This window comes from Microbacterium sp. E-13 (assembly GCF_049912955.1).
Taxonomy (GTDB): Bacteria; Actinomycetota; Actinomycetes; order Actinomycetales; family Microbacteriaceae; genus Microbacterium.
Genome location: NZ_CP183973.1, coordinates 2,032,522 through 2,057,515, shown reverse-complemented (window position 1 = coordinate 2,057,515; position 24,994 = coordinate 2,032,522). Strand labels below are relative to the sequence as shown.

Below are 24,994 nucleotides of genomic sequence, written 5' to 3'. Positions count from 1 at the left end.
CTTGGATGTCGGTGACGACAGCCCCCAGGATCGGGGTCATGGGCGGCACGTTCGACCCGGTGCATCATGGGCACCTGGTCGCCGCCAGCGAGGTCGCGCAGTGGTTCGACCTCGACGAGGTCGTCTTCGTGCCCACGGGCGAGCCGTGGCAGAAGGAAGACGTCTCGCCGAGCGAGCACCGCTATCTGATGACGGTCATCGCCACGGCATCCAACCCCCGGTTCACCGTCAGCCGCGTCGACATCGACCGCCAGGGACCCACGTACACCATCGACACGCTCCGCGATCTGAAGGCCCAGCGCCCGGACGCGGAGCTCTTCTTCATTACGGGCGCCGACGCCATAGCGCAAATTCTCAGTTGGAGAGACCATGATGAACTGTGGGATCTCGCCCACTTCGTCGCGGTGTCCAGGCCCGGCCACGTGTTGAACACGGACGGCCTGCCCAGCGACGACGTCAGCCAGCTCGAGATTCCCGCCCTCGCCATCTCATCGACGGACTGCCGCGATCGAGTTCAGCGAGGACACCCCGTGTGGTACCTCGTTCCCGACGGGGTTGTCCAATACATTGCGAAGCATCATCTCTACCGGAGCAAGGAATGAGCACACCCGAGCACCCGGCAACGCCAGCCCTCACACGTAAGCAGATCCGCGAACTGCGGAACACGGGATCGACGCCCATCATCGACCCGAACGCGACGCCCGGCGATCCTGACGACAGCGCCGCGCCGCCCGTCGAATCCCCCGCCGCCGGCGAACCGACCGCGAACCCGCCCGCGACGGCCGCCGCCGCGCCGTTCCCGCGCCCGTCCGAACCCGCACCCGTGCCTCCCGCGCCCGTGCCCGACGCCGCGGTCGATCTCGGGGTCTCGCCGCTGACCCGCCGCCAGGCGCGACAGCAGGAGCGCATCCGCACTGCCTCGGTGCCCGTCATCACTCCGGAGATCGTCGCTGCGCACGCCGCTGCGACGACAGGCACGGCGCCCGCCGTCTCCTTCCCGTCGGCGCCACCGGCCCTCGCGCCCGACGAGCCTGAGCGCCCGCTGTTCACCACCCCGCAGGGCGAGGAGTCCGCCGTCTCGACGGACAGCGGCATGCACGCCCTCTTCGGCATCCCTCGTGAAGCTGCCGGGTCCGCTCCCGAGCAGCCGGCCGACGAGCCGGCACCGCCCGTGACTGCGACGACCGCCGCATGGTGGCCCGCTGCGGAGCCAGAGGCCGCCGCAGAGGCGCCGACGCGCGAGGATGCCGACGAGGCCTCGAGCCCCGAGACAGAAGGGGAGACCGCCGAGGCCATTGCCGCTCCGAAGTCCGTGAGCCCGCTCCTCGGCGCCAGTCTGCTCGACGAGAGGCCCGCCGCCACCCGGCCCGCGGCGGTCGAGTTTCCGCCGTCGTTCGACCAGCTGCTGACGCGCACGACCGGTGCGCTCGCCATCCCCAACACCCTCATCGTGTCGCAGGCACCCGAGGTGTCGCCCCTGGTCGCTCCGGTCACCGCGACGGGCGAGGTCATCGTCACCGGCACGTTCAACCTGCCCGAGGGCCTCGGCTCCACGGGCCACGCCAAGGGCACGGCCGACGGCAAGGAGATCGACGCGACGCTCGTCGACGGTGAACTGCCGTCGCACTCGTCGCCCACGCCGATCGCCGCGAGCGCCGCCGTGAGCACCGCCAAGACGCCCGGCGAGGTGATCAAGCCTCCGACGCCCGAGAAGGGCAGCAAGCTGATGATGTCGCTGGCGATCACTGCGGGCGTCCTCGCACTCGCCCTCGTGGGCGTGCTGATCCTCGCGTTCGTCACGGGGGTCTTCTGATGGTGGCGAGCGCGCAGTCGCATGACATGCTGCAGATCGCGGCAGCCGCCGCCGATTCGAAGGGAGGCGAAGACCTCGTCGCCCTCGACGTGTCGCAGCCCCTTCCGCTCGTTGACATCTTCCTGCTGGTCACGGGCCGCAGCGAACGCAACGTCGCCGCCATCGCGGACGAGATCGAAGACAAGCTGCTAGAGGCCGGCTACAAGCGACTGAGACGTGAGGGACGCCAGGAGTCGCGCTGGGTGCTGATCGATTTCGGCGACCTCGTGGTGCACGTGTTCCACGAGCAGGAGCGGGTCTACTACGGGCTCGAGCGCCTCTGGAAGGACTGCCCCGTGGTGCCGGTGAATCTGCCGGCTGCGGCCTCCGCCGAAGACTGAGGCTGGTACGGAGCACTCCCCGGGGTGTTGTAAGCTAGACGAGTTGCCCCGCGAGAGCGGGAACAACGTCCGGGCCTGTGGCGCAGCTGGTAGCGCACCTGCATGGCATGCAGGGGGTCAGGGGTTCGAGTCCCCTCAGGTCCACCGATTTTTCCCGGAAGTCCGCGGCTCTTCGCCGCAGCTCCGGCGCCCGGTGGAGGCGTGAAAGGTCTCCGTCGCCTTCTACTCCGCGAACCGACGCCGAGGCGAGCATCGCATCGACGAGCGGCCCGGACTCGAACACCTGCTCGGCGGCACCCTCGATGTTCGCGGCGACGACGCGCAGGGGCATCGGGAGGTCCACGCGGGGGTCGTGGTCCTGGTCGACCGACGGGACTTTCGACCCTGTGGACGAGTCGCATACGCGATGAACTGTCGTCGTGGGCACGGGTATGGCGTGGGCGAGACCGACGGGCGCTTGGTCTGACGCTCGCATCGCCCATCGAGGGTGTTGAGGGGTTCGGGCCCCTCGTTCAGCGCTTTGCACACCCTCGACGATCGGTGCGGCACCTTGGGCGGTACCGCACCGATCGCACCGGCTCCGCGCCGCCCGCAGGATACTGCTGGCTGCGCGTGATCCATGTGACTTTTCGTGCTCATCTGCAACCAACGTCGGCGCGGCGTGTATGCATTGGAGCCTGCGGCCAGCTCATCGCACGGGGCAACAGGTCCGTACTGAAAGGACTATGTCGCGGAACCGGTCGAACCGGTCGACACCGGGAGGGCAGTGGAGACGGCGAGCTGTCCTGCGGTGGCAGGCCGAGTGAAAAGGCCGAGAAGCACCATGATCAGGCCGGCTTCCGCCAGCCCGGCGACGAAGTAGACCGCCTGCAGGAAGCTGAACGGAATGAACATCATCTGAACGAAGATCCAGATGAGGGTGGCGAACGCTGCTGCGGCCGAGATGAGCAGGCTCCAGCGGTACCGCCGAAGCAGGGTGATGAATGCTACGACGTGAATGCCGCCGAGCAGTCCCGCGAGCGCCAGGCCGGGCACGAGGTAGCTCGAGAACGGTGAGCCCTCGAGGTAGGCAGGTGGTGGACTGAGGACGGTCGCCATCGCGGGACTCATCGCACCGACCACGATGGCTGTGCCTCCTGCGATGGCTGTCACTGCGACGAAGCCTTGCGCGACCAATAGCGACCGCCGCGCCAGTGTGTCCATGCCCATGGCTTCACCTTTGCTGAGGTGTCGATGCATGCGTGGGTCCAAGGTCCCGCCGGTGCAGCATGATCGATGCGCCGGGGGAGCGCCAGCGTGGAAGGTCGCCCGACCGGGAATTCACGCCGGGACCACGCAGACCGGGCAGTCCACCTGCCCGATGATCTCAAATGCGACGCCCGCTGCAATCGCCGAAAGGAGACCGCGGTGGTGAGTGCCGATAGCGATGAGCGAGGATTCCGGGGCCGCACCGCGAAGCGCAGAGGCGGCTTCCTCGGGAACGAGGCGTTCCTCGATGTCGAGTTCCAGGGACACGGACGCGCACTGCTGCACCGCCTCGCGGAGGATGCGGCGGTGCGCCTCCTTCACCTGTGGCGGCGAGGCGAGGAGCGTGACTGTGCCGTCGATCGTCGGGGCCGGCATGAGCCAGCCGTGGACGACGCGAAGGCCGATGCCTTGCGTGGCTGCTTCGCGCGCGGCGAAGACCAGCGCGTTATCCGACGATGTGTCATCATCGACGCCGACCGTCACGGGGCGGTTGTTCGGTTCCCAGGTATCGGGAACGAGGCAAAGTGGAGTCTCGACGTGGGCAGCCAAGTGTGCAGGGAGAAGCCCGGTCAGCGTCGATCGCACCGGTCGGCTGCGATGCACGCCGATCACGAGGATGTCGGCCTCCCTCGCGTCCTCGATGAGGGCACCAGGCATGCGGCCGGTGACCTGATGCGATTCCACCGGGCTCGCGGGTGCGAGGTCGTGCAGGCGTCGCTCCGCTGCCCTCAATAGTGCAGCTGCGCGCGAATCGTCGCTGATCTCGACGGAGTTCCCTACGGTGACGAACTGTACGATCCCGCCGTCCCGCACGACGCGGGTCGCGACCCAGTCGACGGCCGCTTGGGCGGCAGGGCTTCCGTCGTAACCGACGACGATGCGGGACATGACATCCTCCTACCCGGACACGGCTGTGCCCGGACTGGACGATACTGCGGCTCCGGCGCGGGGACGGGGCCCAAAGTCCCTTTCATCGATATGGTCGCTGACCACCTGGCGAGCTACCGCAATCACCCCTGGTCCAGGGTGGGCGAGCACACTCGATTCTTGCGACGGGATGTCGATGAGCCTGGCATCGCCGGAGCCGACGACTCCGCAGTCCCGTCTGCATCACCGGGCAAAGTGATCTGTGGAGCCTTCCCGCTGAGGGCGCGCAGAGCGTAGAGAATGGTCGCCAGGTCGACGAGCTCCTGAGTCAGAGCACCTGCGACGGCGGGGATGACACCTGTCATGGCGATGAGCATGAGGCCGACGCTCAGCCCGATGCCGATCCAGATCGCGGTGAGAGCAACCCTGAGGGTGTGCCGTCCGATCCATATCGCGTCCACGATCTTCGTGAGCGAATCGACGAGGATGACGACGTCCGCGGCGTCGCCTGCTGCAGTCGCTCCTTTCGCGCCCATGGCGACTCCGACGTCGGATGCTGCGAGCACGGGAGCGTCGTTGACGCCATCGCCGACCATCATCACCGGTCGCGGACTCATTCCGCGCGCCAGTTCCACCTTCTGAGGGGGCAGCATCTCTGCATGCACTTCCTCGATGCCGACCTGGCGAGCGATTGATCTCGCGGTCGCGTCCACATCTCCAGTGAGCATCGCGGCGCGCTCCACGCCGTTCTCGCGCAGCCAGGCGACGACGGCAGCGGACTCGGGCCGCGCGTCGTCGGCGAGGATGAGCGTGCCCGCGAACCGTCCGTCCACCGCGACGTACGCGGCCGCCTCACCAGACGCAAGCCGTGTCCGGGTGGTGTCCGCCGCGAGAGCGGAGATGTATCCCGGCTTTCCGACAGCCACCTTGCGACCGGCGAAGACAGCCTCGACGCCATTGGTCGCCACTTCGCTGGCCTCGTTCGTCGTCTGGAGCTTCAGCCCGCGTTCCAGGGCCGCCCGTCGGATGCCGTCGGCGAGCACGTGGGATGAGTACTGCTCGGCGGAAGCTGCGAGAAGGAGCACGTCGTCAGGTGTGAAGTCTTCGGCGGCACGAACCTCGACGAGATCCGGCCGGCCCTCAGTGAGCGTCCCGGTCTTGTCGAACGCGACCGAACGGATAGTCGCCAGCTGTTCGATGACGGCGCCGCTCTTGATGATCACGCCGCTCTTGGCGGCGCGTGACAGGCCGCCGAGGAAGGCAACGGGCGCGGCGATGAGAAGGGGACAGGGGGTGGCGAGCACGAGCACTTCGGCGAAGCGGGTGGGATCACCCGATAACGCCCAGGCCGTTCCCGCCAGCACGAGGGAGACCGCCGTGAACGGGATGGCGAAGCGGTCGGCGAGCCGGACGACGGGTGCACGGGATTCCTGGGCTCCGCGCACGAGCGCGACGATCTGCTGATATTGACTGTCGGCGCTCAGCCGCGTCGCCCGAAGTCGCACGGCGCGCGTTCCATTGATCGCCCCAGACAGCACCTCGTCGCCGACGTCCCGCGTCACCGGCATGCTCTCACCCGTGAGGGAGGACTCGTCGAAGTCCGCGCTGGCGGTGATCAGGGTCCCATCGACGGGCACGATCTCGGACGGACGGACCAGAAGGACGACGCCCACCTCGACCTGATCGACAGGAATATCGCGCACCTCGTCCGACCCCCCGCTGTCCGACACGAGCACATGTGCGATCCTCGGCGACCCGTCCAGCAGGGCGGTGAGGTCGCGCCGCGCGCGCCGGCCGGCGTAGTCCTCGAGCGCCTCACCACCGGACAGCATCAGCACGACGATCAGCGAGGCGATGTATTCGCCCACCGCAAGTGTGGCGATCATCGCCACCACCGCGAGGATGTCGAGCCCGACGTGACCGCGCAGCACATCGCGCACCATTCCCACGAGCGTCCACGCGATGAACCCGCCGACGTACGCGGTCGCGAGCCAGCGCGCCGCGGTGGGTGCCCCGGACAGCTGGAGAGTGAGGACCACCGCCACGACCGCGGTCGAGGCGGTGATCACCGGGTACCGCCGGATCGCCCGAATCAATGTCACGCCCTCAGCCTCACCCCTGTCCGACCCCGATACCACTGCGGTGTTGTGCGACCAGGTGACAGAAGGCGGGCATCTCGTTGACAGTCCCGTTCCCTTCAGCCGTCCACTTCCGTCACTGCCCTTGCCACCACGGCATCATCGGCCACTCGGCGGGGGTATAGACGAAGACGCGGGAGATGGCGGCGGTGAGGAGCCAGAGGCCGAAGCCGGCCGCGGTGATGATCCAGGCGATCATCTTGTGCTGTTCGAAGTCGGGCAGGAGTCGCCCTTCTTTGTCGCGCTGCACGCCGGCCAGCGTCAGGATCAGGTCGATGAGCCACCAGATGCCGAGACCTCCGAGGGTCAGCAGCTTCACCACGCCGGTCCCGATCTTGCCGAGATAGAACCGGTCGACCCCCAGGAACCCCAGCAGCCACGAGAACATCCACGTGGCGATGAAGGACCTGTCTGACACCGCCGTGGACTGGACCGCACCGGGGATCGTCGGCCGTTCCGGTGGGACTGTGTTCGTGGTCATGGCTGCCTCCTTCGTTACGAGACACGATGCGGCACCGCGGACCCTGTGAAGGGGTCGAAGGTCCCATCCCTCTCGGCTGCGTGCGCGAAACGTGCGCAGGCTCGTCACGCGTGGCCGCGATGGACCTCCGGGATCGGATGCTCAGCCGATCGCCTCCACGCTTGCCCGGAGTACGTATCAACCGGCCGGCGTCGCCTGTTGCGTCGTTCGCGGGCGTCGGGAAGGGTGGGTCGCATGAGCGAAGTGACACCGTTCCTCTGGTTCGACGACGCCGCCGAGGAGGCCGTCACGTTCTACGCGGCGCTCATCCCGGATTCCGAGGTCGTCACGATCGAGCGCTACCCCGACGAGGTGCCCGGCATGGGCGGCAAGGTCATGCACGTGCACTTCCGCCTCGGGGGCCGGGACTACTTCGGGATGGATGCCGGACCGCAGTTCCCGTTCACCGAGGCCGTGTCGCTCTACGTCGCGTGCCGCGACCAGGAGGAAGTGGACCGCTACTGGAACGCCCTGGCCGCCGACGGCGGACAGGAGCAGCCCTGCGGCTGGCTCAAGGACCGGTGGGGGCTCTCCTGGCAGATCATCCCGCAGCGGCTGGTGGAACTGATCCGGCACCCCGACCCGGAGGTGGCCCACCGCGCCGTGCAGGCGATGCTCCGTATGCGGCGCATCGACGTCGCCGCGCTGGAGGCGGCCGTGGCGCGGGAGTGAACCGCTCCTGGCGGTGGACCGCGGCCGGATGCCTCCTCCTGGCGCTGGCCGGAGCATCCGCGTGCTCCGTCGCATCGCCGCAGCCGGCGCTCTCGTCGCAGGCTCCGACCGTCGGACCGAGCCGCTCCACGCCGCCCGAGACCTGGTGGCGTGCCGGTGCGGTGACCGGCACGGTGACGTCCGGTCTCGAGGCGCCGTGGTCGGTGGCGCCCCTCCCGGAGGGCGGGGCCCTCATCTCGCAGCGAGGTGACGGCACCGTGCTCGAACTGACGCCTGACGGCGTCCTGCGCACCGCCGGTAGGGTGCCCGGCGTGGTCTCGGGCGGCGAATCGGGTCTCCACGGCCTCGCCCTTCTCGAGACCGATGGCGGACCGGTGGTGTACGCGTACTTCGGTGCCGAGAACGACAACCGCGTGGCACGGATGCCGCTCCTCGGCGAACCGGGAGCGTACCGGCTCGGCGAGGACGAAGTCATCCTCGACGGCATCCCGCGCGCACGCAACCATGACGGCGGGCGACTCGCCTTCGGCCCGGACGGCTACCTGTACGTGACGACCGGAGACGCTTCGCTTCGCGACGCCGCACAGGACCCGACATCGCTCGGGGGCAAGATCCTGCGGATCACGCCGGACGGCGACCCTGCACCCGGCAATCCCCGGGACACACCGGTCTGGTCGATAGGCCACCGGAATGTCCAGGGGATCGCGTGGACCGCCGACGGCACGATGTGGGCAAGCGAGTTCGGCCAGGACACCTGGGACGAGCTCAACCGCATCGAGGGCGGCGCGAACTACGGCTGGCCCATCGTCGAAGGCGTGGCCGGCCGGGATGATCTCGTCGACCCCGTCGCCGTCTGGGCGACGAGCGACGCCAGTCCGAGCGGCATCGCCGCCGTCGGCGACACCGTCTTCATCGCGGGCCTGCGGGGAGAGCGGCTCTGGCAGGTCGACACACGCGAGGGCGACGTCGCGGGCGAACCCGCCGACGCGTTCGCGGGCGAACTCGGTCGCCTGCGAGATGTCGTCGCCCTGCCGGACGGCTCGCTGTGGGTGCTGACCAACAACACGGACGGCCGCGGCTCGCCCCGCCCGGGCGATGACGTGCTCGTCCGTGTGGAACTCACGCCCGCTTCGTGATCCCGCAGCGGTCCACCCCCTCGTCGGCGCGCTACGGTGAGAGCGTGAGCACGCAGCCCCGGTGTCCGCATTGCCGCCACTTCGTCTACCTCGACACACTGCGGTGCCCCAACTGCGAGGGGGAGATCGCCTACCACCTCCCGACACGGGAGTTCCACGGCATCCGTCACGGGCAGACCGTGATCGACGGCGAGAACTGGTACACGTGCTCCAACCGGGAGTGGGCCTGCAACTGGCTGGTGTGGGGGAACGCTCCGGCCGGCCGATGCTTCTCGTGCCGCCTCACCCGCCGCCGTCCCGCGGCGGACGACACCGTCGCCCTCGAGAAGCTGGCGAAGGTGGAGGAGGCGAAGCGACGTCTCCTGCTGCAGCTGGCTGACCTCGGTCTTCCGATCGTGGGCTGGGATGTCGAGAAGGGCGGACTCGGCTTCGACCTCATCTCGAGCCTGTCCGACGGCAAGCCGGTGACGATCGGGCACGCGAACGGCATCATCACCATCGATCTCGCCGAGAGCCTGGACGATCGGCGAGAGGCGCTGCGGGTACGGCTGGGCGAGCCGTACCGCACGATCCTCGGACATCTGCGACACGAGGTCGGCCACTACTACCAGAACGTGCTGCTCACGAGCGACGAGCTCTGGGAGCAGTGCCGGGAGATCTTCGGTGACGAGCGCACGAGCTACAAGGAGGCGCTCAAACGGCACTACACGTTCGGCGCTCCGTCGGACTGGAGCCGGTCATTCATCTCGGAGTACGCCACGATGCATCCGTGGGAGGATTTCGCCGAGACCTTCGCGCACTACCTGCACATCACCGGCACCCTCCAGACGGCTGCCGTCATCGGCATCCATCTCGACGCCGCCGTCACGAACCTGCGCGACACCGACGTCGTCCCGCTCGACTCGTACGAGCGTGAGCCGATCCAGCGCCTCCTCAGCGACTGGGAATGGATGTCGCAAGGCTTCAACCGGATCAACCGCTCCATGGGCTTCGGAGACCTCTACCCCTTCACCATCGTGACTCCGGTCCGGCACAAATTGGCGTTCATCCACGAGATCGTGACACGGGCGCCGCTCAGCCCCGACGAGCAGTACGCGCTCGCGCTGGCCAGAGAGACGGAGCAGAGTTGATCTCGTTCTCCCGCGGGCAGCGGGTGATCGGCGCCGCCACGCACTACGTCGAGAACCAGCCGCCGTGGCGCGTCGACGTCGACGAGTACACGATGAACGCCCCGCTCGAAGAGGCCGTGCGCGCCTTCGGTGCCGAGTGGGCGGACGGCGAGCTGCGCGAGGCGGGCGCGCTGGTCGGCTCGGCCGGCTTCCAGCGCGACGCGCACCTCGCCGACGTGCACACCCCGGTCGCCCACTCCCACGACCGCTGGGGCTTCCGCCTCGACGAGGTGGAGTACGACCCCTCGTACCATCGCGTCATCGGCGAGGCGATCGCACGCGGCGCGCACACCTCGGCGTGGGCCGACCCTCGCCCGGGAGCGCATGTCGCGCGTGCGGCGATGTTCATGCTGTTCGCCCAGATCGAACCCGGACACGCCTGCCCGGTGTCGATGACGCATGCGGCCGTAGCGTCGATCCAGGGCTCGCCATGGCTCGCCGACGACTGGCTCCCGAGGATGTACTCGCGCGAGTACGAACCCCGCCTCACGGTCGAGGGCGGAAAGACCAGCGCGCTCATCGGCATGGCCATGACCGAGAAGCAGGGCGGGTCGGATGTGCGGGCCGGCACGACCGTCGGCGAGTCGATGGGTGGCCACGCGTATCAGCTCACCGGTCACAAGTGGTTCTGCTCCGCCCCGATGTCGGACGGGTTCCTGGTGCTCGCACATACCCGCAACGGCGGTGTCGACGAAGGGCTCTCGTGCCTCTTCGTCCCGCGCATGCTGCCCCACGACATGCGCAACGTGTTCCGCATCCAGCGGCTGAAGGACAAGCTCGGGAATCGGTCGAACGCCTCCGCGGAGGTCGAGTTCGACGGCACGGTCGGCTTCGTGGTGGGCGAGCCGGGCCGCGGCGTGCCCACCATCATCGAGATGGTCCAGCGCACCCGGCTCGATTGCGTGCTGGGCACCGCGGCGGGGATGCGGCAGTCCGTAGGCGAGGCGCTCTGGCACGCACGAGGGCGGGAGGCCTTCGGCGCTCTGCTTGTCGAGCAGCCGGCGATGACCGCCGTGCTCGCCGATCTCGCACTCGAGTACGAGGCCGCGATGCTGACGGGCCTGCGGCTCGCGCAGCTCTTCGAGGCCGAGGCATCCGATCGCGACATCGCCCTCCGTCGCCTTGCGACGCCGGTGTCGAAGTACTGGGTGTGCAAGCGCGGGCCGCATCACGCCTACGAAGCCCTGGAGTGCCTCGGAGGCAACGGCTATACCGAGTCATTCCCGCTCGCCCGCAGATATCGCGAGCAGCCGGTGATGGCGATCTGGGAGGGATCGGGCAACGTCATCGCCCTCGACGTGCTGCGCGCGCTCACGCGGGACCGCGACTCCGGCGAGGCGTTCGCCGACGAGCTCGCCACGACCACCGGCATCTCCGACGTGCTCGACCGCCACGTGGAGCGCACGTTGGGGCTGCTGCAGCGCCTCACCGGCGCGGATGCCGCCGAGGCCGCCTCACATGCCCGCCGGCTCAGCGAAGACCTGGCGCTCGCGTTCCAGGCATCACTGCTGATCCGGCACGCTCCGGGGCTGGACGCCGACACGTTCATCGCCGCGCGTCTCGGCGATGATCGCGGGGCGCAGTACGGGGTACTGCCCTCCGGAACGGATGCCGCAACCATCGTCACGCGCCACTGACCCGCCGGCCGAGCCTACGCTTGACGGGTGACTTCCGCGCGCCGTACGACCCTGCTCGCCGCGGCGGTCGCCGCTGCGGCGATCATGTGCGCGTCGTGCACCCCGGTGTCGCCGCCGGAGCCGTCGTCGTCACCGACCCCTTCCGCGACCGCCTCGGCGGCGTCGCCCGAGGCGACGGCGGCGCCGACAGCCGCCGAAGACGCCGTTGCCGTCATGTCGATCCGGGAGCGGGCGGCGAGCGTCGTCATGGGCCACATCCCGACCACCGACCCCGCCGCCCTGCATGCCTATATGGAATCGGGTGGTCTCGGCGGCTTCCTCCTCATGGGGGCGAACATCCCGGGCGGCGAGGCCGCGCTCCAGCAGATCACGGCGGCGCTCACCGTGGATCCAGCGCTTCCGCCCCTCATCGCGATCGACCAGGAGGGCGGCGACGTCTCGCGTCTGCCCTGGGACGACCTGCCGGCGCCATACGAGCTTCAGCAGTCCGACGACACCACCGTCGAGGCGGCGTACGCGGGCCGCGCGGCGCTGGTGCGCCAGGCCGGCATCCCCGTGAACTTCGGAATCGTCGCCGATGTCAGCGGCGACCCGGGCTCGTTCATCCACCGTCGCGTGCTGGGGAACACGCCCGACGTGGCCGCGGCGCATGTCGCGGCCGCCGTGCGCGGTGAGCAGGGCTCGGTGTTCTCGACGCTCAAGCACTTCCCGGGCCACGGGGCCGCGGCAGGAGACTCGCACTCGTCGATCCCGTCGACCGGGATGCCCCTGGATCAATGGCGCGCGGCCGATGCCCTCCCGTTCCGGGCGGGGATCGATGCGGGCGCTGAGCTCCTCATGTTCGGGCACCTCGCCTACACCGCCGTGGACGCCGCTCCCGCGAGCATCTCGCCGGAGTGGCATCGCATCGCGCGTGAAGAGCTGGGCTTCGACGGGGTCACCATCACGGACGATCTCGGGATGCTGCAGAGCTCAGGCCTGGCGCAGTACGCCGACCCCGTCGCCAACGCCGTCTCCGCGCTGGCGGCCGGCAACGACATGCTGCTCACCGTCGTCTCATCAACGCCCGACACCGCACCGCGGATCGTCGATGGGATCGTCGGCGCGGTGGAGTCCGGCGCCGTCCCCGCGGAGCGGCTGGAGGACGCGGCGACGCACGTGATGGAACTGCGGCTCGCTCTGGCCCAAGCCGCGGGGGGAGAACTTCCCTGCACGACGTGCGGCGGCGCGGACGGCTGAGTCAGCCGGCGGCAACCTCGATCAGGAGGGCGCGGATGGCCTGCCCTCTCTCGGCGAAACCACGCTGCGCGCGCACATAGGCGGCCTTGCCGTCCGGGGTCTCGATCGGCACCGGCTCGTACCCCCAGTCGGCGAGGTCGTACGGCGACGCGCGCATGTCGAGGATGCGGATGTCGCGGGCGAGCTCGAACGCGTCCAGCAGCAGTTCGCCCGGCACCAGCGGGCCGAGCTTCACGGCCCACTTGTAGAGATCCATACCGGCGTGCAGGCATCCCGGCTGCTCGAGCTCCGCCTGCCGTTCGCGTGTCGGTGTCTCCCGGTTGCGGGGCACCGCCTCAGGAGTGAAGAACCGGAACGCGTCGAAATGCGTGCAGCGCAGATCGTGCGCTTCGACGACGGCGTCCGTCACATCCTGCCCGAGCCGGAGCGGGACGGGATGCCGGTGCTCGCGCCGGCGATAGACCATCGCCCATTCGTGCAGGCCGAAGCAGCCGAAGCCCGGGGCGCGGCCGGCCGTGGCGCGGAGGATCCGGGCGATGTTCGCCAGGAGGGCGCCCCGCTCGGCGCGCAAACCGTCGCCGTCCACCGTCACCGAGCCCTCGAGGGTGCCCGGACCGTACCAGCGCCATCCCGCCCGTGCGTCGGTCGCGGCATCCGCCAGCTCCACAGCGCCACCCGGGTGCCAGCGGTGCAGCACCGAGGGCTTGTACGAGTAGTAGGTGAACAGGAAGTCCTCGACGGGGTGGGCCTCCCGCCGAGAGGCCTGCTCACGGTGCGCGAATGTCAGGCCGCGGGCGCGAGCCTCGTGCGCCGCCTCGCGCTCGCGCCAGACGTCGGCGGGGAGCACCGTCACGTCAGGGGGAGCGATGGTCACCGTACCGAGGATACGCGCGGTCGAATAGGCGTCCGCCGGAGGCCGTCAGGAGTCGACCGGCTCGATCAGCTCGGGGGAGTTGTTGCGGACATTGCCGACGGCCTTCGACACCTCGTGGTCGTCGAGGGTGTCGGCGAGCGCGGGGGCGGCGTCGATCGCGGCGTCGACGACGTCGCGGACGTTGTCGGTGGTGGGGTCGAGCCATGCGTCGGCATGGTCGGGATCGAGGAACAGCGGCATGCGATCGTGGATGGAGCCGAGGCGGCCGATGGAGTCCCGTGTCAGGATCGTGAAGCTGAGCAGCCAGCGGTCGGGGTCGTCGTCACCCTTGGTCTTGTCACGCCACCACTCGTAGAGGCCCGCCAGGAAGAGCGGCTCGCCGTCGGCGGGGTGGATGTAGTGGGGGATCTTGGCGCCGTCGACGTTCTTCCACTCGTAGTAGCCCGAGGTCGGCACGACGGCCCTGCGCTTCTCGAGGGCGCTGCGGAACATCGGCTTGTCTTCGAGCTCCTCCGCCCGGGCGTTGAATGCGCGTGCGCCGATCTTCGCGTCTTTGGCCCAGGAGGGGATCAGTCCCCACCGCGCCGCCTCGAGGCGACGCGTGGGGGGCTCCGTCTTCGCGGAATCGAGAACGATGGCCGCGGTGCTCGTCGGCGCCACATTGAACGACGGGCCGGGGAGGTCGTCGCCTTCGACGTCGACACGCAGCACCCCGACGAGGTCGCTGCCGGCACTGGCCACTACGAAGCGTCCGCACATGCGGTCAGCCTACGCGGGGCCTCCGACGTCGGGGCCGCCGCTGCGGTCAGGCCTCGATGGCGCCCGCGCTGCCCAGGACGCCGACATCCTCCAGGCGCTCCAGCAGGCCGGCGCCGTCGCTCTCCGTCACCCACGGCACCGAGGCGGCGGCGTGGTCGTTGACGGCCGTGCGACCGCCCGCGAGCACCGCCTCGGCGGGGGAGAGCCGGCGGATCGCGACGGCCACGACCTGCGAAGGATGCTCGTCGGTGAACGTCGTGTAGATCGCGTCGTCGTGCTGACCGTCGTCGCCGATCAGCAGCCAGCGCACCTGAGGGAACTCCTCGGCGAGGCGGCGAAGGTTGGAGAGCTTGTGCGCCTGGCCGCTGCGGAACCAGCGGTCGTGGGTGGGACCCCAGTCGGTGAGCAGCAACGCGCCCGGCGGGAAGACGTGACGGCTGAGGAACCGGACGAGCGTCGGGGCGATGTTCCACGCGCCCGTCGAGAGATAGACGAGCGGCGCTCCCGGGTTCTCGCGGACGACGCGCTCCATGAGGACGGCCATTCCCGGCACCGGCTGACGGGCGTGCTCGTTCACCACGAAGGAGTTCCACGCAGCGAGCAGGGGACGCGGGAGGGCGGTCACCATGACCGTGTCGTCGACGTCGGACACGATCCCGAAGCGCACGTCGGGCCCGACGATGAAGGCGCGCGCCTCCACGGGCTCGCCGCCCTCGACCGACATGGTGAACGTCTGCCACCCGGGCTCGAGCCGAGCCGGGAGCCGCGTGTCGATCACGCCGCCCCGGTCGGCCACGACCTCGTGCTGAACCCCCGCGATCGTCACGATGACCTGCGCGTACCCGATGGGCACGGCGGCGAAGCTGCGCCAGCCGCGGACGCCGGCAAACTCGCCGGACTCGGGCTGCTTGACGGGGGGCACGATCATCGCGCGACCGAGCACGCGCACCCACTCCGGTCCTCCGTACCCCGGGAAAGGCGTCACGGTGGGGATGTGGCCGCGCCGTCGCGCGCGCCGCTCGCGCCACGCGTGGAACCGGTACTCCAGGCGCGCGAGCCACAGGACCTTCGCGCTCACCGGCTGGGGTTCGGTGTGGGGCATCCCCTCAGTCTTTCACGTCCGCCACCGAGGCTTCGTCGGGGTCGTCGTGATCCAGGTGCTTCCGCTCGGCGCGCTCGATCACCTTCTTGCTGATGAAGACGAGCACGAGGAACAGTCCGATGACGGCGACGAAGATGTAGCCGGCGTAGTGCAGCTGATCCGCCAGCTCCCGGTAGGTGCCGGCGGCCACAGCCGCCACCGAGATGTACAGGGCGGACCAGATCACGCAGGCGGGAATCGTCCAGGCGAGGAATCGTCGGTAGGGGTATCCGCTCATGCCGACCGTGAGCGGCACGAGCGAATGCAGCACCGGAAGGAACCGCGAGATGAAGATCGCCGGCCCGCCCCGGCGACGGAGGTATCGCTCCGAGCGCCTCCAGTTGTCCTCGCCGATGCGTCGGCCCAGCCGCGAGTCGCGGATCCTGGGCCCGAGGAAGCGGCCGAGCCAGAAGCCGATGCTCTCGCCGACGAGGGCGCCCAGCACGACCGCCACTCCGAGCAGCACGCCCTCGAGCACCGACGACACCGCCGTGCCGGCGACGATCACCACGGTGTCGCCGGGCACCACCAACCCGATCAGGACGCTCGTCTCGAGCATGATCGCGAAACCGGCCAGAAGCGTCCTGACGATGGGGTCGACGCTCTGCACCGCGTCGAGCAGCCATGTCAGGAACTCGTTCACGCCACGAGCCTAGAGGCCTCGACGGACCTCTAACCTGAGAACATGTCGGAGCCCCTCGCCGTCGCGGATGTCGCGCAGTGGGTGGATCCGGCGTCCGTCTTCGCCGCGCTGTTCGCCCGCGAACCGCACGCCTTCTGGCTGGATGCCGGACCCGACGCCGATGAGGGCTGGAGCTGGATGGGCACCGGCGCGCCGGACGAGCCGGGGGCCGTGCGCCGCACGCCCTGCGGGGGCGGACCGACGCGCATCGGCGAGACCCCGTTCCGCGGCGGATGGGTCGGCTGGGCCGGCTATGACGACGCGGCCGCACGAGCCGAGGCGCCCGCCTCGCAGGACGACGACGGCGTTCCCCAGGAACGCTGGCTGCGCGTCGAGCGTGTGCTCGCGTTCGACCACGCCGCGCGGACGATCCGTGCGTACGGCCCCCGCGACACCGTGGAGGGGCTGGCCGCCGCAGCCGCGGCAGCAGCGACTGCCCGCGCATCCTCGTCACCGGCTCCCGCAGACGTCGGCGGCGTGGCTCGCGCGCGTCATACGCCCGATGAGTATGCCGCCCTCATCGAACGCTGCCGCGACGCCATCCGCGAGGGCGATGCCTACCAGCTGTGCCTCACGACGCGCTTCGAGGTCGAGGCATCCGTCGATCCGCTCGCGGTGTACGCACGACTGCGCGCCGCCACGCCCGCCCACCACGGCGGCTTCATCCGCTCGGACGGGGTCGCACTGCTGAGCGCGAGTCCCGAGCAGTTCCTCCACGTCGAACCGTCAGCGGACGGCCCGGCGATCGTGAGGACCCGCCCGATCAAGGGCACACGGCCCCGTGGGGCCGATCCGCGCGCCGACGCGGCGCTGGCGGCGGAGCTGCGTGCCAGCGAGAAGGAACGCGCCGAGAACGTCATGATCGTCGATCTGATGCGCAACGACCTCTCACGCGTGTGCCTGCCGGGTTCGGTGGGAGTGGACGCGCTTCTGGAGGTCGAGTCGTATCCCGCGGTGCACCAGCTGGTCAGCACGGTCTCCGGCAGCCTGCGACAGGGGACGACCCTCGGCGACCTGCTCGACGCCACCTTCCCCGCCGGATCGATGACCGGGGCGCCGAAGCTGTCGGCGATGACCATCCTGCACGGACTGGAGGGCGCCCCGCGGGGCGTGTTCTCCGGATGCTTCGGCTGGATCGGCGACGATGGGGCTCTCGACCTCGCGATGGTGATCCGCTCGATCGTGATCCGCCCGGGGGGTGCGTACGTGGGGGCGGGCGGCGGCATCACGTGGAGATCGGATGCCGCGGCCGAGGTCGCCGAGGTGGGGATCAAGGCGCGCGGGCCCCTGGCCGCCCTGGGCGCCGCGCTGCCGCCCGGCTGGTGAGGGCGCCGGTCCGCTAACCTGGAAGGCGCGCTTCGCGCGCTCGCGCGCGCATCCCGGCATTCCTGATTGGTTCTTCCCTCGTGAGTCAGACCGAAACCCCCGACACCTCTGCGCCCGCGGAGGGCTACGACGCGTACTCCATCCAGCAGAAGTGGCAGGCGCGCTGGGCCGAGGCCGATCCCTTCCGTGCGGGCGGCACCGACGACACCCGCCCGCGTAAGTACGTGCTCGGCATGTTCCCGTACCCGTCGGGCGACCTTCACATGGGCCACGCCGAGAGCTACGCCTACGTCGACATCGTCGCCCGGTTCTGGCGCCACCGCGGTTACAACGTGCTCAACCCGATCGGCTGGGACTCGTTCGGGCTTCCCGCCGAGAACGCCGCCATCCAGCGCGGGGCCGATCCGCGCGAGTGGACGTACGCGAACATCGAGCAGCACAAGAAGAGCTTCCGCGAGTACGGCTCGTCATACGACTGGAGCCGCATCCTCCACACGAGCGACCCCGAGTACTACCACTGGAACCAGTGGCTCTTCCAGCGCCTCTACGAGCGCGGCCTCGCGTACCGCAAGGAGAGCCCTGTCAACTGGTGCCCGAACGACCAGACGGTGCTCGCCAACGAGCAGGTCGTCGACGGCCACTGCGAGCGATGCGGCGCCGAGGTCGTCAAGAAGAAGCTCACGCAGTGGTACTTCAAGATCACCGAGTACGCCGACCGGCTTCTCGACGACCTGAACCAGCTCGAGGGCTTCTGGCCGCAGAAGGTCATCCGCATGCAGCGGAACTGGATCGGACGCTCGGTCGGCGCCGACATCGACTTCGAGATCGAGGGTCGCGCCGAAAAGGTCACCGTGTTCTCGACGCGCCCCGACACGCTCCACGGTGCGACGTTCATGGTCGTCGCGCCCGACAGCGACCTCGCGGCCGAGCTCGCGGCGGGCTCGTCGGCGGAGGTGCGCATACGCTTCCAGGACTACCTCGAGAGCGTGCAGCGTGAGACCGAGATCGAGCGACAGAGCACGGACCGGCCGAAGACCGGCGTGTTCCTCGATCGCTTCGCGATCAATCCGATCAACGGTGACCGGCTCCCGATCTGGGCCGCCGACTACGTGCTGGCGGACTACGGTCACGGTGCCGTCATGGCCGTCCCGGCCCACGATCAGCGCGACCTCGACTTCGCGCGCGCCTTCGACCTGCCCGTCCGGGTCGTCGTGGACACCACCGCTTCCATCACCGGTGCCATTCCCGTCATCGAACTGGATGACGAAGGCGTGCCGATCGATCCGGGGCCCGTCGAGACCCTGGCCGACATCGACCCCGCCCGCACGGGGATCGCGCTCACCGGTGACGGCCGCCTGGTCAACTCGGGAACGCTCGACGGCCTGTCCAAGCGCCACGCGATCGCGCGCATCATCGAGCAGCTCGAGGCCGCGGGCACGGGGCGGGCCGCGAAGTCGTACCGCCTGCGCGACTGGCTGATCTCGCGCCAGCGGTTCTGGGGCACGCCGATCCCCATGATCCACACCCGGGACGGGGGAATCGTCCCGGTCCCCGAGGACGAGCTGCCGCTGCGCCTCCCCGACGCCCACGGGCTCGACCTCGCGCCGAAGGGCACGTCGCCGCTCGGTGCGGCGACGGAGTGGATCGAGACCACCGACCCCGAGACCGGCGAGCCTGCGCTCCGGGACGCCGACACGATGGACACCTTCGTCGACAGCTCCTGGTACTTCCTGCGCTTCCTGGCTCCGCACGACCGCAACGAGGCGTTCCCGCCCCGTGAGGCCGACCGTTGGGCGCCCGTCGACTCGTATATCGGCGGCGTCGAGCACGCGATCCTGCACCTGCTGTACGCGCGCTTCATCACCAAGGTCCTGTTCGACATGGGCCTCATCGACTTCACCGAGCCGTTCTCGAGCCTCATCAACCAGGGCATGGTGCTCCTCGACGGCTCGAAGATGTCGAAGTCGAAGGGCAACCTGGTCGAGTTCGCCGCGAGCATGATCGAGCCGGGTGCCGACGCCGTGCGCGTGGCGATCGCCTTCGCCGGCCCGGTCGAGGACGACATCAATTGGGAGGACGTGTCGACGACGGGCGCCCAGAAGTTCCTCGCGCGGGCATGGCGCCTCGCGAAGGATGTCGCGAGCGACCCCGACGTCGTGTGGGCGGAGGGCGACGCGTCGCTGCGCCGAGTGACCCACCGCCTGCTCGCCGATGCACCGGGCCTTGTCGAACAGACGAAGTTCAACGTGGTGGTCGCTCGCCTCATGGAGCTCGTCAACGCCACCCGCAAGGTCATCGACACCGGCGCCGGGCCGGCCGACCCGGCGGTGCGGGAGGCGGCCGAGGCCACCGCCATGATTCTCGACCTCTTCGCCCCGCACACCGCGGAGGAGATGTGGGAGATGCTCGGCTACCGCGGCTTCGTCGGTCTCGTGCCATGGCGCGCGGCGGACCCGACCCTTCTCGTGGAGGAGAGCGTCACGGCGGTCGTGCAGGTCGACGGCAAGGTGCGCGGCACGCTCACGGTGCCGGCGCGCATCGACGCCGCCGACCTCGAGCGTCTCGCCCGAGCGGACGAGAAGGTGATCCGCTTCCTTGCGGGACGTGAGATCACCCGCGCCGTGGTCCGCCCGCCCAAGGTCGTGAGCTTCAGCACTCACTGACCCTCCTCCACAGGAGTACCGGGGGCGCGCGGTCTGCACAGATCGCGCGCCCCTTGCCATCGGAGCCTCGACCCGCTTCCTAGCGTGGGCACGTGACAGCCGATGACCAGGTCGAGGCGCAGGGGACGGATGCCGCTTCCGCGCGGCGACGGTTCGGCATCGGCGCCGTCGTAGTCGTCGTGATCGCGGCTCTCGCGATCACGGTGGGCATCGGCATCGTGCGCGGGGCCCTCGCTCCCGTCGACGAGGTCGTGGTGGAACCGACGCCCGCCGCTTCGCCCACCGGCCCCACCGGCGATCTCTACGTGCACGTGGCGGGGGCCGTGCGCGCACCGGGGCTGTACGTGCTGCCCGCCGGATCCCGCGTCGTCGACGCCGTCGCCGCCGCCGGCGGGTTCACCGAAGAGGCCGATCGCGATGCCGTGAACCTGGCACGCGGACTCCAGGACGGCGAGCAGCTCCCGGTTCCCCGAGAGGGCGAGGCGCCGCCCGCGGCTCCGAACGCGTCCACCTCCGCCTCCACGTCTTCCAACGGTCTCGTCGACCTCAATACCGCGGATGCCACGCTTCTCGAGACGCTGCCGCGCATCGGCCCCGCACTCGCCGAACACATCATCGCCTGGCGCGACGACAACGGCGGCTTCACGAGCATCGAGGATCTGCTCGCCGTGCCGGGCATCGGCGACAAGATGCTGCAATCGCTCCGCGACCTCGTGACGGTCTGACGTGCGCCGGGGCGTCGCTCTTCGGCTCGTGCCGGTCGCCGTCGCGACCTGGGCGACGGCCGCCGCCGCGATCTGCGTGCCCACCACCGCACCCTGGGTCGCTCTCGTGCTCTGGATGCTCGTGGCGGGGGCGAGCGCCGTCCCTCTCTGCCTTCGCACACCGGGGCGGCGGGGAGAGCCGGCCCGGCGGCGAAGGTTCCGGATGCCGCCCCACGCCGCCCGGCGGGCTGCCGTCGTGGCGGTGCTCGCACTGGCGGCCGCCGCGGCGGCAGCATCGCACGTCGCGTGGTCGCAGCCCGACCGTGGAGCAATCGCCGAGCTCGCTGTGCAGGTGGGCCGAGCCGTCGATGTGCGCGCCGAGGTCGTCGGCAAGGTGGAGCGGCGCGCCGGTGGGGCACTCTCGTTCGACGCCCGCTCGTCGTCGCTCACCCTCGGCGACGCGTCGCTCCGTGTCGCGGCCGATCTCACGGTGCGCGTCCTCCCCGAGGATGTCGAGGATGCGGCGCACCTCGACGTCGGGGCTCGCGTCGTCGCACGGGGCACGGTCACACCGGGCCGGCCGGGGGAGCGCGCGGTCGTGGTGCTCTGGGCCTCCCTCGGAGTGGAGGTGGTTCGGCCTCCGGCCGGTGGGGCAGCGATCGCCGCGGAACTCCGGCGCGGTCTCGTGCGCGCCGTGGACGGCCTTCCCGGTGCGGGCGCCGGTCTCGTGCCGGGGCTCGCCGTGGGGGACACCTCGATCGTCTCACCGGCGCTCGACATCGCGATGAAGGAGGCATCGCTTTCTCATCTCACCGCGGTGTCGGGGGCGAACTGCGCGCTCGTCGTGGGGATCGCGTTCGCTGTCGCCGCGCTGCTCGGTGCCTCACGGGCCGCCCGGGTCGTCTGCGGTCTCGCTGTGCTCGTCGGCTTCGTGGTGCTCGTGACACCGGAACCGAGCGTCCTACGCGCGGCCGCGATGGCGGCGATCGCGATGCTCGCCGTCCTGCTGGGCCGCCCGGGCGTCGGGCTGGCCGTGCTCTCCACGGCGGTCACAGTCCTGCTCGTGCTGGATCCGTGGCTCGCCGCCTCCCTCGGATTCGCGCTCTCGGTGGTCGCCACCGCGTCGCTTCTGGTCTGCGCCCGGCCGCTGGCCGCAGGACTCGCCCGGGCGATTCCGCGCCCGCTGTCGCTGACCCTCGCGGTGCCGCTCGCCGCGCAGCTGGCGTGCGGGCCGCTCCTGATCCTCGTCGAGCCGACCGTGCCGGTGTACGGGGTCCTCGCCAACCTTCTGGCGGATCCGGCCGCGCCTGCGGCCACCGTCCTCGGCCTGGCGGCGTGTCTCTGCGCACCTGTGGCCTGGCTGCAGTCGGGACTCGCGGCGCTCGCGTGGGTGCCGGCATCGTGGATCGCCGCGACGGCGACGACGACGGCGGCGCTCCCCGCCGGCGCGCTGCCGTGGCTGGAAGGCTGGCCGGGCGCCGCTCTCCTCGCCGTCGTCGGTCTGGCGATCGGCCTGGTGATCGCGCTCGAGCGCGGCGGCGCAGGGGCTCGCCGGGTCACGCGGGCGGCATCGGTCGTCCTCATCGCCGTGGTAGCCGGCGCGGCTCTCGGCACCACCGCGCTGGGCACCGTCGCGGGCCGCTGGACGCTTCCCGCGTCGTGGACCGTGCTCGCGTGCGACGTCGGCCAGGGCGACGCTGTGCTCCTCCGCTCAGCAGGTACGGTGGCCCTGGTCGACACCGGCCCCGACCCGGAGCCGCTCGCCGCCTGTCTGTCGCGTGCCGGCATCACGCACATCGACCTCCTGGTGCTCACCCACTTCGACCTCGACCACATCCGCGGTCTCGAAGCGGTGCGCGGCCGCGTCGGAACGGTGCTGCACGGGCCGCCCTATGCCGACGGCGCTGCGGAACTCGCCGGCCTCACCGCGGGCGGGGCGCGGGTGATCCAGGCGTCAGCGGGAATGAGTGGAGCACTCGGGGATGCGCGCTGGCGGGCCATCTGGCCCAAGCCCGGCAGCCGCGCATTCCCGCCGGGCAACGATGCGAGCGTGGTTCTCGACGTCCGCGGGGGCGGTATCCCGCCGACGCTGCTGCTCGGTGACATGTCCGCCTCGCCGCAGCGCGTGCTCGTCGCATCCGGCGCGCTCGCGCCGCCCTACGCGATCGTCAAGGTCGCCCATCACGGCAGCGCCGACCAGGATGCCGGACTCTACGTCGCCGCCCGTCCGGCCGTCGCGGTGGTCACCGTGGGTGCCGGCAACGAGTACGGCCATCCGCGTCAGGAGGCGCTCGACATCCTCAACGACGTCGGCGCCGACGTCGCGCGCACCGATCGCGACGGCGCGATCGCGCTGTGGTCGGCCGACGACCACACGGTGTCGATATGGAGCGAGCGCGGGGGATGAGCGCGGGCGTCCGCGGCGTCGGCGTCGGTGGCCGTCGGTAGGCTGGTGGCATGCCTTCCCCGCGCCGAGCGCCCGCGAAAGCGACGCGCAGCGCCATCCCGCAGCTTTCGTGGCGCGCACCGCAGCCCGCGCCGATCGTGCTGGTGTCAGGCCCTGAAGAGGTCTGCGCCGAGCGAGCGATCGCGGGCGTGCGCGACTACCTCCGCGCCGAGGATCCGTCGCTGGAGGTGTCCGACATCCGCGCCGACGACTACGCCGCCGGAACCCTGCTCTCGGTCACGTCGCCGTCGCTGTTCGGCGAGCCTCGGCTCGTTCGCGTGAGCGGCGTCGAGAAGTGCTCCGACACGTTCCTCGGCGAGGCCCTCTCGTACCTCGCGGCTCCGCAGGACGGCGCCACGGTCGTGCTGCGGCACACCGGCGCCAGTGTGCGCGGCAAGAAGCTTCTCGACGCCATCCGCGCGGGGCAGGGCTCCGGCGTCGAGGTCGCATGTCCCGCCGTCAAGCGCGACTCCGACCGCTTCGACTTCGCCGCGGGTGAGTTCCAGGCGGCGAAGAAGCGCATCGTGCCGACCGCCCTGCGTGCCCTCGTCTCCGCCTTCGCCGACGATCTCACCGAGCTCGCCGCGGCGTCGCAGCAGCTGATCGCCGACGTCCCGGGCGACATCACCGACCAGGTCGTCGAGCGCTACTACGGCGGACGCGTCGAGACCTCCGCCTTCACCGTCGCCGACACGGCGATCGCCGGTCGTTACGGCGAGGCGCTCATCGCCTTGCGCCATGCACTCGCGTCGGGCGCCGACCCGGTGCCGCTCGTCGCAGCCTTCGCGATGAAGCTGCGCACGATGGCCCGTGTGGCGGGCAATCGCGAGCCCGCCGCCGCGCTCGCATCACGCCTGGGAATGAAGGACTGGCAGGTCGATCGCGCGCGTCGCGACCTGGTCGGCTGGAACGAGGAGAGCCTGGGCCGTGCGATCCAGGCTGCGGCTCGGGCCGATGCCGAGGTGAAGGGCGGCTCGCGCGACGCCGTGTTCGCGCTGGAGCGGATGATCACCGTGATCGCCACCCGACAGCCCTACGGCTCCTGACGATCCGCACCGCCGACGCCCCGGGAGGTACACGAAAGGCCCGCCCCTTGCGGGACGGGCCTTTCCGCGACTCGCGGGCGACGCGGGGTCGCTGAGTTCGCCGAAGCGCAGAGCTTGCCGACGCGTCAGAGCGCCGAGACCTGCTTGGCGATGGCCGACTTGCGGTTCGCCGCCTGGTTGCGGTGGATGACGCCCTTGCTGACGGCCTTGTCGAGCTTCTTGGTGGCCTTGCCGAGCGCCTTCTCAGCGGCGGTCTTGTCGCCCGCGGCGATGGCCTCGCGGGTGCGACGGACGAGCGTCTTCAGCTCGCTCTTGACGGCCTTGTTGCGCTCGCGCGCCTTCTCGTTGGTCTTGTTGCGCTTGATCTGCGACTTGATGTTCGCCACGTGCGACGCTTCCTTCGTTCGGAGGTGAATCGGATTGATGTTGCCGGTCAGCGGAAGAGGGGCGCTTCACGGCGGTCGTGAGGGCGAACCCACACGCAAGCCAAACAAGGATTCTATCAGGTCGGATGCGGTGCCCCGGACCTCCGCC

Annotated in this window: 22 protein-coding genes and 1 tRNA gene; 14 read left to right on the top strand and 9 right to left on the bottom strand. The window is 70.1% G+C overall.

Features of this window, described 5'->3' with window-relative positions:
* Window positions 1-5: 5 nt before the first annotated feature.
* The 4 genes from nadD (at window position 6) to ACN9MP_RS09365 (ending at window position 2,337) form a co-directional block, all read left to right on the top strand.
* Window positions 6-602 carry a nicotinate-nucleotide adenylyltransferase gene (gene nadD, locus ACN9MP_RS09380; RefSeq protein WP_426319611.1) on the top strand — a complete coding sequence of 199 codons (597 nt, stop codon included), beginning with the start codon at window positions 6-8 and terminating at the stop codon, window positions 600-602.
* Window positions 599-1,813 (top strand): hypothetical protein, encoded by a 1,215-nt coding sequence (locus tag ACN9MP_RS09375; protein WP_426319609.1) that lies wholly within the window; start codon window positions 599-601, stop codon window positions 1,811-1,813. Before nadD ends, ACN9MP_RS09375 begins: the two co-directional genes overlap by 4 nt.
* Window positions 1,813-2,193, top strand: a complete 381-nt coding sequence (gene rsfS, locus ACN9MP_RS09370) for a ribosome silencing factor (protein WP_426319607.1) — start codon at window positions 1,813-1,815, stop codon at window positions 2,191-2,193. The genes ACN9MP_RS09375 and rsfS overlap by 1 nt, the downstream gene beginning before the upstream one ends.
* 71 nt (window positions 2,194-2,264) lie before the next feature.
* Window positions 2,265-2,337, top strand: a tRNA-Ala gene (locus ACN9MP_RS09365).
* A gap of 579 nt (window positions 2,338-2,916) precedes the next feature.
* Here ACN9MP_RS09365 and ACN9MP_RS09360 read toward each other — a convergent pair.
* The 4 genes from ACN9MP_RS09360 to ACN9MP_RS09345 all read right to left on the bottom strand — a co-directional run bounded on the left by ACN9MP_RS09360 (window position 2,917) and on the right by ACN9MP_RS09345 (window position 6,927).
* Window positions 2,917-3,402: a hypothetical protein gene (locus ACN9MP_RS09360; protein ID WP_426319605.1), complete on the bottom strand. Its 486-nt coding sequence runs from the start codon at window positions 3,400-3,402 to the stop codon at window positions 2,917-2,919.
* Between the two features lie 111 nt (window positions 3,403-3,513).
* Window positions 3,514-4,329, bottom strand: coding sequence for a universal stress protein (locus tag ACN9MP_RS09355; RefSeq protein ID WP_426319603.1), 816 nt, complete (start codon window positions 4,327-4,329; stop codon window positions 3,514-3,516).
* A gap of 122 nt (window positions 4,330-4,451) precedes the next feature.
* Window positions 4,452-6,410 (bottom strand): heavy metal translocating P-type ATPase, encoded by a 1,959-nt coding sequence (locus ACN9MP_RS09350; RefSeq protein ID WP_426319601.1) that lies wholly within the window; start codon window positions 6,408-6,410, stop codon window positions 4,452-4,454.
* Between the two features lie 112 nt (window positions 6,411-6,522).
* Window positions 6,523-6,927 carry a TM2 domain-containing protein gene (locus ACN9MP_RS09345; RefSeq protein WP_426319600.1) on the bottom strand — a complete coding sequence of 135 codons (405 nt, stop codon included), beginning with the start codon at window positions 6,925-6,927 and terminating at the stop codon, window positions 6,523-6,525.
* A 234-nt stretch (window positions 6,928-7,161) separates the two neighbouring features.
* On the opposite strand from ACN9MP_RS09345, the gene ACN9MP_RS09340 reads away from it, so the two are divergent.
* From ACN9MP_RS09340 to ACN9MP_RS09320, 5 genes are read left to right on the top strand one after another with little or no spacing between them, the layout of a single operon-like run.
* The gene (locus tag ACN9MP_RS09340) at window positions 7,162-7,638 is read left to right on the top strand and encodes a VOC family protein (RefSeq protein ID WP_426319598.1); all 477 of its coding nucleotides are present in this window, start codon (window positions 7,162-7,164) and stop codon (window positions 7,636-7,638) included.
* The gene (locus ACN9MP_RS09335) at window positions 7,635-8,774 is read left to right on the top strand and encodes a PQQ-dependent sugar dehydrogenase (RefSeq protein WP_426319596.1); all 1,140 of its coding nucleotides are present in this window, start codon (window positions 7,635-7,637) and stop codon (window positions 8,772-8,774) included. Before ACN9MP_RS09340 ends, ACN9MP_RS09335 begins: the two co-directional genes overlap by 4 nt.
* A 44-nt stretch (window positions 8,775-8,818) precedes the next feature.
* Complete coding sequence (locus ACN9MP_RS09330) at window positions 8,819-9,904, top strand: zinc-binding metallopeptidase family protein (RefSeq protein WP_426325918.1); 1,086 nt, start codon at window positions 8,819-8,821, stop codon at window positions 9,902-9,904.
* A complete protein-coding gene (locus tag ACN9MP_RS09325; RefSeq protein ID WP_426325916.1) occupies window positions 9,901-11,580 on the top strand; it encodes an acyl-CoA dehydrogenase family protein in 1,680 nt (559 codons plus the stop codon). The genes ACN9MP_RS09330 and ACN9MP_RS09325 overlap by 4 nt, the downstream gene beginning before the upstream one ends.
* A 27-nt stretch (window positions 11,581-11,607) precedes the next feature.
* Window positions 11,608-12,819, top strand: coding sequence for a glycoside hydrolase family 3 N-terminal domain-containing protein (locus ACN9MP_RS09320; protein ID WP_426325914.1), 1,212 nt, complete (start codon window positions 11,608-11,610; stop codon window positions 12,817-12,819).
* A gap of 1 nt (window position 12,820) precedes the next feature.
* On the opposite strand, the gene ACN9MP_RS09315 is transcribed toward ACN9MP_RS09320, so the two are convergent.
* The 4 genes from ACN9MP_RS09315 to ACN9MP_RS09300 are packed head-to-tail and all read right to left on the bottom strand — an operon-like array spanning window position 12,821 to window position 16,236.
* Complete coding sequence (locus ACN9MP_RS09315; RefSeq protein WP_426325912.1) at window positions 12,821-13,693, bottom strand: 3-methyladenine DNA glycosylase; 873 nt, start codon at window positions 13,691-13,693, stop codon at window positions 12,821-12,823.
* Window positions 13,694-13,738: 45 nt separating this feature from the next.
* On the bottom strand, window positions 13,739-14,452 hold the full coding sequence (locus ACN9MP_RS09310; RefSeq protein ID WP_426325910.1) for an SOS response-associated peptidase: 714 nt from the start codon (window positions 14,450-14,452) through the stop codon (window positions 13,739-13,741).
* Between the two features lie 46 nt (window positions 14,453-14,498).
* Complete coding sequence (locus tag ACN9MP_RS09305) at window positions 14,499-15,554, bottom strand: App1 family protein (protein WP_426325908.1); 1,056 nt, start codon at window positions 15,552-15,554, stop codon at window positions 14,499-14,501.
* Window positions 15,555-15,558: 4 nt separating this feature from the next.
* A complete protein-coding gene (locus tag ACN9MP_RS09300; RefSeq protein WP_426325906.1) occupies window positions 15,559-16,236 on the bottom strand; it encodes a DedA family protein in 678 nt (225 codons plus the stop codon).
* A 42-nt stretch (window positions 16,237-16,278) separates the two neighbouring features.
* On the opposite strand from ACN9MP_RS09300, the gene pabB reads away from it, so the two are divergent.
* From pabB to holA, 5 genes are all read left to right on the top strand, one after another.
* Window positions 16,279-17,601 (top strand): aminodeoxychorismate synthase component I, encoded by a 1,323-nt coding sequence (gene pabB, locus ACN9MP_RS09295; RefSeq protein WP_426325905.1) that lies wholly within the window; start codon window positions 16,279-16,281, stop codon window positions 17,599-17,601.
* Between the two features lie 80 nt (window positions 17,602-17,681).
* On the top strand, window positions 17,682-20,264 hold the full coding sequence (leuS, locus tag ACN9MP_RS09290) for a leucine--tRNA ligase (protein ID WP_426325903.1): 2,583 nt from the start codon (window positions 17,682-17,684) through the stop codon (window positions 20,262-20,264).
* Between the two features lie 92 nt (window positions 20,265-20,356).
* The gene (locus ACN9MP_RS09285; RefSeq protein ID WP_426325901.1) at window positions 20,357-20,989 is read left to right on the top strand and encodes a helix-hairpin-helix domain-containing protein; all 633 of its coding nucleotides are present in this window, start codon (window positions 20,357-20,359) and stop codon (window positions 20,987-20,989) included.
* A 202-nt stretch (window positions 20,990-21,191) separates the two neighbouring features.
* The gene (locus ACN9MP_RS09280) at window positions 21,192-23,375 is read left to right on the top strand and encodes a ComEC/Rec2 family competence protein (protein WP_426325899.1); all 2,184 of its coding nucleotides are present in this window, start codon (window positions 21,192-21,194) and stop codon (window positions 23,373-23,375) included.
* Between the two features lie 50 nt (window positions 23,376-23,425).
* Window positions 23,426-24,460, top strand: a complete 1,035-nt coding sequence (holA, locus tag ACN9MP_RS09275; RefSeq protein WP_426325898.1) for a DNA polymerase III subunit delta — start codon at window positions 23,426-23,428, stop codon at window positions 24,458-24,460.
* A gap of 125 nt (window positions 24,461-24,585) precedes the next feature.
* Here the strand turns inward: holA and rpsT are convergent, their stop codons facing one another.
* On the bottom strand, window positions 24,586-24,846 hold the full coding sequence (rpsT, locus tag ACN9MP_RS09270; RefSeq protein WP_426325897.1) for a 30S ribosomal protein S20: 261 nt from the start codon (window positions 24,844-24,846) through the stop codon (window positions 24,586-24,588).
* Window positions 24,847-24,994: the final 148 nt, after the last annotated feature.

What these genes read in the sequence shown, in the direction of transcription:
- ACN9MP_RS09305 (WP_426325908.1), bottom strand. Translation starts at nt 15,554, where the DNA reads ATGCCCCACACCGAACCCCAGCCGGTGAGCGCGAAGGTCCTGTGGCTC.
- ACN9MP_RS09360 (WP_426319605.1), bottom strand. Translation starts at nt 3,402, where the DNA reads ATGGGCATGGACACACTGGCGCGGCGGTCGCTATTGGTCGCGCAAGGC.
- holA (WP_426325898.1), top strand. Translation starts at nt 23,426, where the DNA reads ATGCCTTCCCCGCGCCGAGCGCCCGCGAAAGCGACGCGCAGCGCCATC.
- ACN9MP_RS09280 (WP_426325899.1), top strand. Translation starts at nt 21,192, where the DNA reads ATGCCGCCCCACGCCGCCCGGCGGGCTGCCGTCGTGGCGGTGCTCGCA.
- rsfS (WP_426319607.1), top strand. Translation starts at nt 1,813, where the DNA reads ATGGTGGCGAGCGCGCAGTCGCATGACATGCTGCAGATCGCGGCAGCC.
- ACN9MP_RS09310 (WP_426325910.1), bottom strand. Translation starts at nt 14,452, where the DNA reads ATGTGCGGACGCTTCGTAGTGGCCAGTGCCGGCAGCGACCTCGTCGGG.
- ACN9MP_RS09355 (WP_426319603.1), bottom strand. Translation starts at nt 4,329, where the DNA reads ATGTCCCGCATCGTCGTCGGTTACGACGGAAGCCCTGCCGCCCAAGCG.
- ACN9MP_RS09340 (WP_426319598.1), top strand. Translation starts at nt 7,162, where the DNA reads ATGAGCGAAGTGACACCGTTCCTCTGGTTCGACGACGCCGCCGAGGAG.
- ACN9MP_RS09375 (WP_426319609.1), top strand. Translation starts at nt 599, where the DNA reads ATGAGCACACCCGAGCACCCGGCAACGCCAGCCCTCACACGTAAGCAG.
- nadD (WP_426319611.1), top strand. Translation starts at nt 6, where the DNA reads ATGTCGGTGACGACAGCCCCCAGGATCGGGGTCATGGGCGGCACGTTC.
- pabB (WP_426325905.1), top strand. Translation starts at nt 16,279, where the DNA reads ATGTCGGAGCCCCTCGCCGTCGCGGATGTCGCGCAGTGGGTGGATCCG.
- ACN9MP_RS09345 (WP_426319600.1), bottom strand. Translation starts at nt 6,927, where the DNA reads ATGACCACGAACACAGTCCCACCGGAACGGCCGACGATCCCCGGTGCG.